The organism is Acinetobacter sp. UBA3106, from assembly GCA_002365595.1.
Classification (GTDB): domain Bacteria; phylum Pseudomonadota; class Gammaproteobacteria; order Pseudomonadales; family Moraxellaceae; genus Acinetobacter.
The window spans coordinates 1-13803 of sequence record DFAM01000025.1 but is presented as its reverse complement, the minus strand read 5'-3'; the positions used below and the strand labels follow the sequence as shown (position 1 = coordinate 13803).

Sequence of the window (13803 nt, the reverse complement as noted above, 5' to 3'; positions counted from 1 at the left end):
CGGCCATATAAATGTGCTAATTCTTCATTATTCAGGTTTTCAGGATGTTCCAGTTTATGCTGGATATCCCAATATTCCTCATCTCCAGACAGGACAAAATCAATGGCTTTCATCTCTAGCGCTTTAATTTCCTGCGCCATATGGGCCACTGTCCAGACAGCAGGACGTTTCAGGGAACCGCCATCCGATTCCATGCCACCCAATAAGGCAGCAAACAGGGTCGATTTTCCTGCACCATTGACACCAGTTAGGCCAATTTTCCATCCTGGATGTAGCTGCATAGACGCTTTTTGAAATAAAACACGTCCACCGCGACGTATAGAAAGTTGATCTAACTGAATCATTGAAATATCTAAAAGAGAAGAATGATGGGGCTATTCTAAAGGAAGCTACTCAGAAAAGAAAAAGGCTGGGCATTATTCTTTCTTATAAAAGCATGATTTTAAGTAGATCAATGAAAATGTGACAAATTATGCAAAAAATAGCCTTTCGTCAGAAAGGCCTGAGCAGCTCTGTTTTTAGTATAAAAAGAAAATTATAGTGATTTTCTACGAGAAAAAAGTGAAAAAAGAATAAGGTACATCATGAAAAAAAGGACTTTTATTTTATCTACGCTCACACTTTTGAGTTTTTCGAGCTTAGCGCAGGCAAAACAGAATATCTGTGTATTTGATTTACTCGGTAAAGCAGGTGAGTCCTATAAATTAATTGAAGAATGGGCTTTGGCCAGTCAAAACTGGGGTGCCAAGGTCAATCTAATGCCGTATCAAGACGAAGCAAAAATTGAAAAAGATTTTAAAGCCGGTGTCTGTGATGCTTTTTACATGACCTCCATGCGTGCCCGTGCCTATAACAAATTTGCCGGTTCAATTGATGCACTCGGTGGCGTTCCAAGTAATCAGATTGCACAAAAAGCCATTTCTTTTGTGCTGGATAAACGCAATAAAAAGCGGCTGATTAGTACCATTGCCAATGAAAAATATGAGGTAGCAGGGATTGGACAAATTGGTACGGCTTATCTTTTTGTACGTGATAAATCTATCAATACTATTGAAAAAGCAAAAGGTAAAAAGTTTGCTATTCTGCACTATGATCAGGCGCAAAAAATTGTTGTCCAGCGTATTGGTGCAGTGCCGGTAATGGCTGATATTTCTAATTTTGTGAAAAAATTCAACAATGGTGAAGTCGACATGATTGCTGCACCTGCGTATGCCTTTAAGCCGCTAGAAATCTATAAAGGCTTGGGTTCTACTGGGGCAATGATTAATTTTCCAGTCGTCAACGTGACGGCCGATTTGGTGATTCGTCCAGAAAAATTTCCTGAAGGCTTTGCAGACCAATCACGTAGCTGGTTTATCAAAATTTTGCCGAAAAGCTTTGCGATGGTACAGCGCTTGGAAGCCGGAATTCCTGCCAAATATAAAGTAAATTTGACTAAACAAGATCATGAGAAATATCAAAAAATATTACGAGATGGTCGTTTAGATCTGACCAAACAAGGAATTTATGAACCGACCATGATGACAGTGCTTAAAAAAGCCCGTTGTACTGTGGAGCGAACCAATTTTGAGTGTTCATTGAACGGCGAATAAATAGGCAGTTATGTTTTTATTTGTAAAATAGCTCAAATTTTATAAATTATACGTAAAAATCGTTCTTACATAAATTTATGATTTTTATTATTTATTTTAAAAAATAAAAAGCGATTGACATCTAAATGATAATTAATTGGAGTAAATGCTCTATTTTTTTATCATGAACTTGCTTAATATTTGTGGCGTGAAAGGATACTCGTCAAACAACAAGATTCCAAAAGGACCGAAATAATGAAAAAAACGATTTTTGCATTAGCCACATTTGCTGCTGTAGGCGTAGCGAGCACAGCACAAGCCGCTAAAGTTGATGTATGTGTATTCGATTTACTGGGTAAATCGGGTGAGTCTTTTCAAATGGCTCAGGAATGGGCATTGGCTGCCAAAGGATGGGGCGCGGAAATTAATCTTATTCCACGTCAAGACGAAGCAGTCGCTGATAATGACTTTAAAGCCGGCAAGTGTGATGGCGTATTCATGACCGCAATGCGTGCACGTCAATATAATAAATTTGTAGGCTCTATTGATGCGCTCGGTGGTGCACCAAGTAATGCGATTGCCCAGCGTGCCATTACTTTTGCTTTGGACAAGCGTAATGCGCCGAAAATGGTCAGTAATTTAGGCGGTAAAAAATATGAAGTAGCCGGTATTGCTCCTTTGGGTTCTGCTTTTATTTTTGTACGTGATAAACAAATTAATTCCATTGAAAAAGCGGCAGGCAAAAAATTTGCGGTATTGGGTTATGACGATGCACAAAAAATTATGGTGCAACGTGTAGGTGCGCAGGCAGTGATTTCTGATGTGTCTAACTTTGTCGCAAAATTCAATAATGGTCAGGTCGATATGGTCGGAGCACCTGCCTATGCTTATAAACCTTTAGAAATCTATAAAGGTTTAGGTTCCAACGGCGCGATGTTTAATTTCCCTGTGCTTCAGGTAACCGCAGATTTTGTGATCCGTCCAGATCAATTTCCTGCAGGTTTTGGTCAAAAATCGCGTGATTGGTTTGTGAAAAACTTACCAAAAAGCTTTGCCATGATTAACCGTCTGGAAGCCAATATTCCAGCCAAGTTCAAATTGAACCTGACTGCAGAAGATAAAACCAAATATCAAAAATTATTGCGTGAAGGCCGTATGGATATGACCAAGCGTGGTATCTATGATGCAGGCATGATGAGTGTGTTGAAAAAGGCACGTTGTTCTGTCGATAAAGCGAATTTTGAATGTTCACTTGGCGGTGAATGATATTGATTTTAAAAAATAAAGCCTAGATTTTATCTAGGCTTTTTTGTCGCTTGGGTTTTGTCATTTTTGCCATTGTGGCGCGTCAAAAAAGGCGTAATCTTAAAAAAGAAAAGTTCAATTTTATCAGTCCATAAAACATGTCTTAAAGACTGGTGGATGGGTGATAAATAAAAAAACAAAAATGATTCAATCCAAAACTGAATAAAATAATCATACAAGGAAGAAAAAATCATGATGCCATGGTCTAAAACACTGCTGCTTGGTCTAGGTTTGTGTGCAGTTACCAGTGTTACTCAAGCCAAACAGGTAATTTGCGTATTTGATTTGGTGGGTAAAAGTGGAGATGTTTTTGCCCTGATGAAAGATTATCAATTGGCAGCCAAAAATTGGGGCGCAGATATTGAATTACGCGTAGGGCAAAATGAAGGGGTTATCGCTGAAGATTTTAAAGCCGGGAAGTGTGACGGGATTAGTGTGACCGGTATGCGCGGTCGTCAGTTTAATCATTTTACCGGTTCACTTGATGCCATTGGTGCGATTCCTGATTTAAAACTGGCGGTAAAAGTCATGCAGGGCTTAGCCAGCCCCGCCTTTGCCAAACATATGGTCAATAGTAAATATGAAGTGGTGGGCGTAATTCCAGTCGGTGATGCGTTTTTAATGGTCAATGACCGTAGTATCAATACCGTGGCGAAAGCTGCAGGTAAAAAAATCGCCGTGCTTGATTACGATGAAGCGCAAAAAATTATGGTTCAGCAAGTTGGGGCACAGGCGGTCAGTGCAGATGTTACCAATTTTGGCGCTAAATTTAACAATGGTCAGGTGGATATTATTGGCGCACCTGCGGCCGTATTTAAACCTTTAGAACTCTATAAGGGTTTAGGAAATAAAGGCGCAATTGTGAATTATCCTATTTTACAGGTGACCGGTAATGTGATTATTCGCCCAGATAAATTCCCGGCAGGATATGGGCAAAAATCACGTGAATGGGTGAAAAGCCAGTTACCTCGTGCCTTTGGTATTTTAGGTAAAATGAAAGCCGATATTCCACAAAAATACTGGATGCAAATTCCTGAAGCAGATAAAGCAGGCTATCAAAAACTCATGCGCGAATCGCGGGTCGATTTAACCAAACGCGGCGTTTATGATAAGCGTATGATGAAGTTGCTCTGGCAATTCCGTTGTAAGCAAGATCCAAAGAATTTTGAATGTAGCCTGCAGGATGAGAACTACAAACAATCTTGAGAAAAATAGTCTGATTTAACTTTAAATCTGCAAATATTGACCATATATTGAGTATGCTATACTTGATATATGGTCTTTTATATTTCAAGACACCTGAATTGAACAGAGGAATCCCACATGAATGCCCAAGCTTTGGTGCTGACCGACAATGCTGCGAATAAAGTACGCCAATTGCGTGATAGCGAAGGCAACCAAGAATTAATGTTACGTGTTTATGTTACAGGTGGTGGTTGTTCTGGTTTCTCTTATGGCTTTAACTTCGCTGAAAGCATGAATGAAGATGATGCTGAATTTGTCAATGGCGACGTGAAAATGCTGGTTGACTCACTCAGCTATCAATATCTTGTCGGCTCAGAAGTTGATTATGTAGAAGGTTTGGAAGGTTCACGTTTTATTGTGAGCAACCCGAATGCAACAACAACCTGTGGTTGTGGTTCATCTTTCTCTATTTAATCAGATATGAAAAAGCCCTCCAAAAAGGAGGGCTTTTTTATTGTAAATCAATATACTCAATTACAGTCTTAAGCTACTTAAATCATTAAGCTTCGAGTTTTGCAGCTTCCAAAATATCAAAAATAACAGTTGTGACGTCTTGGCTTAAATCACGATTGTTAAAAATTTCATAAGCACTAATGGTGATATCGGTATCACTTGGCAGTAAGCGCTGTTCTTCTTCAATCAAATCTTGGATAGGCAACAGGGTCTGTTTGACTTGTAAATGGAGAATATCTTTAAATTCTAAATTTTCATCTTCAAGTTCAATGAGTTGCTCATTGAAATAAGGCAACAGAATAGAGTGGAGATAAGGCTGAATCTCAATAATATCAAAAATTTCGATATCACGAGTTTGTTCAATCGTACTGATGTGATCATTTACTTCAATAAGAATATGGTAGTAACTCACACGCATCTCCAGAAATTTTCTGTTGTCATTTTCGGCTATTACAATAACACGAAATTCGCTTTATTGCCGTTGTATTGCCCTATATAGGCTTATAAAAAGTAAGGGATTTTTGCATTGTATCCTGGTCATGCTTCAACGTTCTTGCAATAAAGCAATATCTGCCGTGGATAATCTGAAGTTTTGTAGGTTCTGATCTTTCATCAGCGGATACATCAGTGCTTGAGGATCTTGATTATGTTTAAGTCCGAGTGCATGGCCAAATTCATGTGCCAGTGTTAAACGCAAATCTTCCTTAGACTCAAATTCATAAATAGTAATTTGCTTGCCATTAAATGAACCTTTATCAAATAATTTTGGCTGAAAACGCTGGTTAAAGTGTTTTACTGAGCTGTCAATCTGTTGATTCAACTGATTCAGTTCATCCACCTGAAGATTGAGGTGCTGAATTTTTTGGTTATAAATACTGATTTCTTGCTGTAGTCCGGAAATTTGCTGTTGTAATTGATTTTGTTGCTGAAGGAGATGCTCACGTTGTGAAGGCGGGACTCCACCATTTTGATTAGTAATGGCTATCTGTTGATTATATTGCTGTAACTGTAGATCTAATTGGGTTTTTCTCGCTTCCAGCATGGCGTTAGCACGGTCTAATTCATCTTTAAACTGCTTTAGCTGCTGATTTTTACTGGCCCACAATTGCTGGCTTTGTTGAATTTGTCCGAATTGCTGACGTCGCTGTACAGAGTCGTGCTGGCGTTGATCATAAATTAAATGAATGCTCAGCCGAGCATTGGGATCATACACAAAATAGTCTTTGCCCGTACCCGCTTTCCAAATGTCAGTGGCTTGCTGGCTCATCCGTTTTAGTTCATCTTCACTCAGACCAAAACGCGGATCCACTTCAGCAATGTGGTAACGTAACCGGGTATCGAAAGGGTGCTGAATACGATCCAACAGGGTGTTATAGCGAACCTGGGGATGATTTCGGTTTTGATAGGTCATGCCTAACAGAAATATGACCAAAAGGCTGAGTAGCATTAAGCGCATAAAAGCTTAAAATCATTATTTTTTTATACTGTATAACAATTAAGCATAAATAAAAATAAAAAAACCGGGCTTTCGCACGGTCTCTTTCTTAATCCCACACATTATCTTTTGTTAGCTTTCACTTCAGCGAACTTAATGTCTTAAGCTTTAGTTTTTTGTTTTTTAAATTCGGGAATTTGTTTTGGCAAATTAGAATAATAGATGAAAATTAAACCTGAAAAATTGAATAAAAAAATAATAAATTCAATTAAGTATTTAATATTGTAAGGAATTTCATTTTGATGATTGAAAGCATATAGACTTACTTCATATTTATACAGCTGAAAAATAATATAGCTGAATAATCCAACACCTAACAAGATAAAGCCTTTTCCATAAGGATAACGCTGCGGCACAGATAACAGGAGCAATACAATGGTTGAAATTAAAAAGCCAAGTGCAAAGGCGGCTTCTATACCGAGGCTTTGCAAATAATTAAATGGGGGAAAGAAAAACATTGGTCGGTAGTACGATAAAGAGATTGCCCATTGGGTAGAGCATCATGATTGCAAATCCAGAAGCAATCAGTAAAAGTTTAATAAAATTCTGCATGTTTTTATTTTTCAGTGATTTATACAATTATATTTTAGTCAAAATCTATCCTGTTGCCTATAAGATGAATAAAAAAAGACCGCATAAAATGCGGTCTTTTTTCAAAGTGACAAATTATTTTTTATCATCTTTAACTTCAGTGAACTCAGCATCTACAACGCCGTCATCCGCTTTTTGTTGTTGACCCGCATCGCCTTGGAATGCATTTGGATCAAAACCTTGCGCACCGCCTTGAGCACCTTGCGCAGCTTCATAAGCGCGTTGAGTGATTGGCATGATGATGTTTTGCAGTGCTTCAGTTTTTGCTTTGATATCGTCAACGTTATTTTCTTTGGTTGCCGCTTCAAGCTCTGAAACCGCAGTTTCAACCGCAGTTTTTTCATCTGCAGTCACTTGTTCGCCAAGATCTTTCACTGCTTTTTGCGCGCTAGAAACAAGAGCATCTGCTTCGTTACGTGCTTTTGCAAGTTCTTCAAACTTACGGTCTTCTTCTGCATTCGCTTCAGCATCTTTGATCATCGCTTCAATTTCAGCATCGCTCAAACCAGAGTTTGCTTTAATTTGAATCGATTGTTCTTTACCAGTGCTCTTGTCTTTTGCAGATACTTTCAAGATACCGTCAGCGTTGATGTCGAACGATACTTCAATTTGTGGCACACCACGTGGAGCAGGTGGGATGTCGCCTAATTGGAAGTTACCCAACAATTTGTTTTGTTGAGCCATTTTACGTTCACCTTGGTAAACCGAAATGTCTACAGCAGGCTGGTTGTCTGCAGCAGTTGAGAACACTTGAGATTTCTTCGCAGGAATCGTGGTGTTTTTCTCGATGATTGCAGTTAACACGCCGCCCATCGTCTCAATACCAAGTGTCAATGGAGTTACGTCAAGAAGCAATACGTCAGTTTTATCACCAGACAATACCGCACCTTGAATCGCAGCACCAATCGCTACCGCTTCATCCGGGTTCACGTCTTTACGTGGCTCACGACCAAAGAACTCTTGTACTTTTTGTTGTACAAGTGGCATACGAGACTGACCACCCACCAGAATTACGTCAGAGATGTCTGAAGTCGCAAGACCGGCATCTTTAAGCGCAATACGGCAAGGCTCAATAGTACGTTCAACCAGGTCAGCAACCAAACCTTCTAATTTTGCACGAGTCACGTTGATCACTAAGTGTTTAGGACCAGTTGCGTCTGCAGTGATATATGGAAGGTTAATTTCAGTAGCATTCGATGAAGAAAGCTCGATTTTTGCTTTTTCCGCTGCTTCTTTCAAACGTTGTAATGCAAGTGGATCTTGTTTCAAGTTCACGCTTTGTTCTTTCTTGAATTCTTCAACCAGGAATTCAATTAACGCGTTATCGAAGTCTTCACCACCTAGGAAAGTATCACCGTTTGTAGACAATACTTCGATTTGCTGGTCGCCGTCCAAGTCCGCAATTTCGATGATTGATACGTCGAAAGTACCACCACCCAAGTCATAGACTGCAACTTTACGGTCGCCTTCTTTTTTATCCATACCGAACGCAAGAGCTGCAGCAGTTGGTTCGTTGATGATACGTTTAACGTCCAAACCGGCAATTTTACCTGCATCTTTAGTGGCTTGACGTTGTGCATCGTTGAAGTAAGCAGGAACAGTAATTACCGCTTCAGTAACTGTTTCACCCAAATAATCTTCTGCAGTTTTTTTCATCTTTTTCAAAATTTCAGCAGAGATTTGTTGTGGTGCAAGTTTCTTGTCGTTGACATCAACCCAAGCATCGCCATTGTCAGCTTGAATGATTTTGTAAGGAACCAGACCGATATCTTTTTGTACCGCTTGGTCTTGGTACTTACGTCCGATTAAACGTTTGATCGCGAATAAAGTGTTTTTAGGGTTGGTTACTGCCTGACGCTTTGCAGATTGACCTACCAGAATTTCACCATCTTTATAAGCAATAATAGATGGAGTTGTACGAGCGCCTTCAGCGTTGTCGATGACTTTAACTTTGTCGCCTTCAAGTACGGCAACACAAGAGTTTGTTGTACCTAAGTCAATACCAATGATTTTAGCCATTTGGATGCTTCCTCAAAATTATTTTTTGCAATGTTTTTGCTTGTTATCCGATATGAGAGCCATTCAAAATTTTTCAAGTTGTTTAGATGAAAAAAATAGAAAAACTCTCGAATTTCTTTACCTTATTGACCTACAAGGACCATTGCTGGACGCAGTAAACGGCCTGAAAGGGTATAACCTTTTTGCAATACCGTACCGATTTCACCTGCTTTGACATCCGGTGCAATACCAACTGCCTGATGTAAATCTGCATTGAAACCGTTGTTCATATTGACTTCTACAACGTTAAATTTTTCCAGTGTATTGAGCAGTGATTTTAAGGTCAGCTCCACACCTTCAAGTAATGGAGACTCAATCCCGCCTGCAGCTTGGATGGCACGCTCTAAATTATCGACAGAGTCGAGTAATTCTTTTGCAAATTTCTCAATTACTGTTTCTTTATGCTTTTCAGCATCACGTTGAATACGTTCTACGCTTTTTTGTGCTTCATAGACCGCATTGGCTGTACGTGCTTTTTCCAGTTTTAAACTTTCTTCCAATTTGGTGATTTGAGCTTGTAAATCTTCAACTGAAACTTCGGTTTGCTCTGTTTCAGCTTGAGATTCTGCTGCTTGTTGCTCAGCTTGCTCTTGCCCTAGATCTTGAGCGTCTTGATTTTGCTCAGTTGCCATAGATTTACTCCGTTTAAATGGGTTTTTAAACATGTCAGTCCTTTTGGCCTCAGTGCTAACTGCGTTAATCCTGAACTGCCATGAGTGATAATATTCATGATTAATACAGAGTTCGGGGCAGACGATAAAAATTCAAGCGAGACAAGCAATTAAATCTGTTTAATTTGATTAAAAAAGATTAAAAATCCCGGTTTTTTAATTTTGAACTTAGAAATAGCTCATGAGCTGTGAATGAATTATGAGTAAATTGATAGCGCGAAATATTATTAAGCTGATATTGGTAAAAATATAAGTAATAGTAAATATTTAACTAGCATACGAAAGTTTAACGCACCGATTGCTGTTCAGGCTAAAAACAATCTTAAAATTAAAACTTAGACTTAAAAACGATCAATATTGAATGAAATATATATTTCACAAACAATCAGTGACTGGTTATTATTTCACCCAGATTCTATCGCTGTAGTTTCTTTTGGTATTTAAGAAATGTGTTTTCTAGGCTTATCCAACCTCTGGATAAGCTTTTTTTTTGCTTGAAATTTGGCAAATTGTGCACGAATCGAATGTAGGGAATCTATTTAACAAAATTTTAACCCCTCAATTCCTTCTAAATAATTAAAAATAAATCCTTTTCCTAGTTTTTATACATTGCTTCAAGAGGAGTTCAACTCAGGCGCAGCTAGTCGGTAGAGGTATCCTCATGCAGATACTTGAGTTTACGCAGGTGCTACTCCATCGAGTTCTGCTTTTTAAAAGTTGCAAACTGCTCCGCAATTATAGCGCCATAGCGAATGGATGAGATGCTTTAAAAGCAGAGATAAGTTTTTAAACTGAGAATTGAGCATAGATGATCATCAGAACTCTTCTATCATTTATTTAAACGATCTCGCAAAGTTCTCTATTCGGGTCCTAAGCCAGAGTATTTTAATTCAATAAAAAAATACCCTTTAACTAAAGGGCATTAAATTAATGAAAATGAAGTGGCTTGAAAGAAATCAGTGATCACGATATTGACGTTCTCGCTGATCTCTATCTCGACGACGATCATCGCCGCGTCTTTCTTGTATTTTATCGCGCTGTCGCAGCTCTACCTTTTTACGCTGCTGTTCTGCGCGTTGGCGTTCAAGTTCACGCTTTTTTCGCTCCCAGTTGGACTGGTTATTTCGATTCTGTTCAGCAATTCTTTTACGTTGTTCTAATTGATGTTGCTGTTCACGTTTTTTACGTTCCCACTCGGATTGTTTTTGGCGGTTCTGTTGCCATTGACGTCGCTCAAGCTCCCGTTTTTTACGTTCTAACTCTAAGCGGTTTTGGCGCTGTTGATATTCCCAACGTTGACGATCCCGTTCACGTGCATATCGATAGTCATAACCTGAACCATAAGTTCGGTCATAGCGGTCATCATAACGTCCATCGTAATAACCGCCATCTTCAGGAAATGCGACACACCCCATAGCTAAAAATGTCGTCGCTAATGACAGTATGATCAGTCTTTTAGCCATAACGTTTATCCTTCTTGTTGTAAGGAGTAGCAAAAACACTCCGAAATATACATGGAAATTGTCAATGACAAGGTATAAAAAGAAGATTAGCGTATGAATGTTTTTACTGTGTATACAGATGATTAGACTTATATAAGAGTATGGTCAAGCATTGGCTGATCATGTAGAAAATGTGAAGATTAAAATAAAAGGAAGGTGCAATAATGGTTGCTTTTAGTCGAACTTTACAGACCGTATTAGAAAAAGGCCAAGGTGCAGCTGCACGTACTTTGGATCGATTACCGAGTTTTGCACAAAAATCTTTAGTTAAAATTTTAAGATATCCACATCAATACCCTGAACTTGATCCTTTAATCCAATGCATGATGGCCGCCCAGTTAAGACGCGGTAATAATGGTTTTGTCAGTGAAGATATTATCCAAGCCCGAAAAACCTTTGATTTGCAAATGCAAGCTATTAAAGGCAAACCTACGCCGGTGAAACAGGTGGAAGATCTGCGCTTACCCTTACATAGCGGAACCATCTTCGCGCGGCATTATCATCCTGCACCGACTAAAAAGTTACCCATGGTGGTTTATTTTCATGGTGGTGGGTTTGTTGTAGGCAGTCTGGATTCACATGATGAAGTCTGCCGGCTACTGGCCGTGCATGCAAAAGTGCAGGTTTTAAGTATTGACTATCCTTTAGCGCCTGAAGCAAGCCCGAGTAAACTGATTCAAACCTGTGAAGATGCCTTGGCATGGGTACATCAAAACAGAAGGCAGCTTAAAATCTTGAAAAATAGAATTTCAGTGGCTGGCGATAGTGCGGGAGGCAATATCAGCACGGTAGTCGCGCAACGTAGCGCTCATAAAGTGTATGCTCCGCAAGCCCAATTGCTGCTCTATCCGGCAGTCGATTTTAAAAGCCGTCATCCATCCTTCTATGCCTATAATGAAGGACTGGTTTTAACCAGTAAAGATGTGGATTTTGTGACCCATTATTATGCAAATACCCATCAGATCGAACTGGATGATCCGCTGATTTCCCCGACTTATGGTAAGCATGACAAATTACCGCCTACTTTTGTGGTGACTGCGGGTCATGATGTATTACATGATGAAGGGGAGATTTATGCCCATAAATTACGTCATCGCGGTGTAAAGGTGCATTATCAAGAATATACCGATCAAGCCCACGGTTTTGTCAATCTAACGCCAGTTTCTTACCGTGCTAAAAAGTATGTAATTGAAATCAGTAAAAGCTACAGAAAGTTTTGGGATAAGCATGCTTAGTTTTTTTAAGCTTAGTCTTGAGCTGTATTTAAGGTGTTTCACGTGAAACACCTTTTTTATTTTTTCTCAATTTTGGCTTTAGGTAAGATCAGGCTAAATTCTGGAACATAAAAACTATGTAAATAGCGGGCTTGAGAAAAATCGGGGAAGATAGCTTGGGTGTTTTTCCAGCTGGCTTGTTTTAATTTGCTCAGCTTACCGCGAAATTGTGGAGTGAATTGATAACGTAAACCTTGCCAGGCTTGCTGGATGTTAAGCAGTCGTGCCGGTAAATGATGGCTATTCACATAAAAAGTTTGACTATGTTTATATTTCTGCAAACACACACTCATTTCTTGCTGGTCAAAGCGGATATTGCAATGCACCATATCATCATGGATCAGCCATTCAAATTGGGCCAGCTGTTTTGGAATTCCCCAAAAATGTTGTCCATTTACCATAGAAGCTTCGGTAGAAACATAAATTTTAGGAATGGAAGATAAACGTCTTTTACTGATTAAAGGATGGTCCAAAATCAGTAATTCATCATAAGGGCCCACAGGAGAATCGTGATAACGAACCAGCATCACCTGTACTACGCGACCAATCGGAGAAGGAGCAATATAAAAAGTACGATGCTGTGCAATAAATTTAGGGGTTAACCAGTAATTCAAAATAAAAGCATCACCATGCAAATGCCAAGGTGGATAAAGGGAAAAAGTAGTTGTGTTTAATTCTTCACTCATTGTAATACTCGTTTTATATCAAAAAGAGAAGCTGTTATATTTATATTGAAAGATTAATATATAGACATTCACAATTACAACTTGAAGTAGAAGAGTAAAGAAATGTTAAAACAAACCTTATTTGCTATCAGTGCTGCATGCATGAGTGTGCAGGCGATGGCTGCAAATACTTTAGTAGAAATGAAAACCTCTATGGGGAATATTGAAATAGAGCTATTTAATGATAAAGCGCCTATTTCAGCAAAAAACTTTGAAGACTATATAAAGGATAACTTTTATAACGGCACTGTTTTTCACCGGGTGATTCCTGGCTTTATGATTCAGGGTGGGGGAATGGATGGCAACATGGTAGAGAAACAGACCAAGGCACCCATCCAGAATGAATCGTATAATGGATTGAAGAATACGCGTGGCACTTTGGCCATGGCACGAACCAACAATCCTAATTCTGCAACCAGTCAATTCTTCATTAATACCGTAGACAACGACTTTTTAAATAAAAGCCAGATGAATGCCGGTTACACAGTATTTGGTAAAGTGACTAAAGGTATGGATGTGGTAGATAAAATCACGCAGGTACCGACAGCAAACTTTGGAATGCATCAAAATGTACCAAAGCAAGCCGTGAAAATTGTTAGTGTGAGCATTAAAGCAGCAGCTGAGAAAAAGTAAGTAAAAATAAAGCAGAAATATTTTAATCATATTTTTGCTTTAAAATTATGTATTTATATTTAAATCAGAATAAAAATGAACCAAAATGGTGCATAAAAATAAAACAGTCAATAAGACAATCAGTTAAAAACACTTGCACGTGTAAGAAATTGCCCTATAATGAGCTCATCCCGACGCGATACAGCAAACGAACTTAGCTGAACAGGTTAAGTTGTTAGATGTTTATTGCGTTATATTTTCTACTGACGAGGTAGAAAATAGATCATTAAGAGATTATGAA

Annotated in this window: 14 protein-coding genes; 6 read left to right on the top strand and 8 right to left on the bottom strand. The window is 38.8% G+C overall.

Translation table 11 applies throughout. The features are described from left to right. Positions 1-344: ATP-binding cassette domain-containing protein (locus B4C48_RS13565; protein ID WP_291357398.1), on the bottom strand; the 344-nt coding region annotated here is incomplete at its 3' end. A gap of 240 nt (positions 345-584) precedes the next feature. On the opposite strand from B4C48_RS13565, the gene B4C48_RS13560 reads away from it, so the two are divergent. The 4 genes from B4C48_RS13560 (at position 585) to erpA (ending at position 4535) form a co-directional block, all read left to right on the top strand. Beyond that, positions 585-1592, top strand: a complete 1008-nt coding sequence (locus B4C48_RS13560) for a putative solute-binding protein (RefSeq protein ID WP_291357397.1) — start codon at positions 585-587, stop codon at positions 1590-1592. A gap of 234 nt (positions 1593-1826) precedes the next feature. Further along, a complete protein-coding gene (locus B4C48_RS13555; protein WP_291357395.1) occupies positions 1827-2837 on the top strand; it encodes a putative solute-binding protein in 1011 nt (336 codons plus the stop codon). 234 nt (positions 2838-3071) lie between these two features. Then, on the top strand, positions 3072-4082 hold the full coding sequence (locus tag B4C48_RS13550; RefSeq protein WP_291357456.1) for a putative solute-binding protein: 1011 nt from the start codon (positions 3072-3074) through the stop codon (positions 4080-4082). Between the two features lie 117 nt (positions 4083-4199). Then, positions 4200-4535, top strand: a complete 336-nt coding sequence (gene erpA, locus B4C48_RS13545; RefSeq protein WP_291357393.1) for an iron-sulfur cluster insertion protein ErpA — start codon at positions 4200-4202, stop codon at positions 4533-4535. An 85-nt stretch (positions 4536-4620) separates the two neighbouring features. Here the strand turns inward: erpA and B4C48_RS13540 are convergent, their stop codons facing one another. The 6 genes from B4C48_RS13540 to B4C48_RS13515 form a co-directional block, all read right to left on the bottom strand. After that, positions 4621-4998, bottom strand: coding sequence for a hypothetical protein (locus B4C48_RS13540; protein WP_291357454.1), 378 nt, complete (start codon positions 4996-4998; stop codon positions 4621-4623). Between the two features lie 120 nt (positions 4999-5118). Further along, complete coding sequence (locus B4C48_RS13535) at positions 5119-6030, bottom strand: matrixin family metalloprotease (protein WP_291357391.1); 912 nt, start codon at positions 6028-6030, stop codon at positions 5119-5121. A gap of 140 nt (positions 6031-6170) precedes the next feature. Next, on the bottom strand, positions 6171-6527 hold the full coding sequence (locus tag B4C48_RS13530) for a hypothetical protein (RefSeq protein WP_291357389.1): 357 nt from the start codon (positions 6525-6527) through the stop codon (positions 6171-6173). Between the two features lie 208 nt (positions 6528-6735). Then, positions 6736-8679, bottom strand: a complete 1944-nt coding sequence (dnaK, locus tag B4C48_RS13525) for a molecular chaperone DnaK (protein WP_291357387.1) — start codon at positions 8677-8679, stop codon at positions 6736-6738. Positions 8680-8801: 122 nt separating this feature from the next. Beyond that, complete coding sequence (gene grpE, locus B4C48_RS13520; RefSeq protein ID WP_291357385.1) at positions 8802-9350, bottom strand: nucleotide exchange factor GrpE; 549 nt, start codon at positions 9348-9350, stop codon at positions 8802-8804. A gap of 995 nt (positions 9351-10345) precedes the next feature. After that, positions 10346-10852, bottom strand: a complete 507-nt coding sequence (locus tag B4C48_RS13515) for a hypothetical protein (protein ID WP_291357383.1) — start codon at positions 10850-10852, stop codon at positions 10346-10348. A gap of 203 nt (positions 10853-11055) precedes the next feature. Between B4C48_RS13515 and B4C48_RS13510 the strand changes: the two genes are divergently transcribed. Beyond that, on the top strand, positions 11056-12126 hold the full coding sequence (locus B4C48_RS13510) for an alpha/beta hydrolase (RefSeq protein ID WP_291357381.1): 1071 nt from the start codon (positions 11056-11058) through the stop codon (positions 12124-12126). Between the two features lie 56 nt (positions 12127-12182). Here the strand turns inward: B4C48_RS13510 and B4C48_RS13505 are convergent, their stop codons facing one another. Then, on the bottom strand, positions 12183-12851 hold the full coding sequence (locus B4C48_RS13505; RefSeq protein ID WP_291357379.1) for an acetoacetate decarboxylase family protein: 669 nt from the start codon (positions 12849-12851) through the stop codon (positions 12183-12185). Positions 12852-12953: 102 nt separating this feature from the next. Between B4C48_RS13505 and B4C48_RS13500 the strand changes: the two genes are divergently transcribed. Beyond that, positions 12954-13523: a peptidylprolyl isomerase gene (locus B4C48_RS13500; RefSeq protein ID WP_291357377.1), complete on the top strand. Its 570-nt coding sequence runs from the start codon at positions 12954-12956 to the stop codon at positions 13521-13523. Positions 13524-13803: the final 280 nt, after the last annotated feature.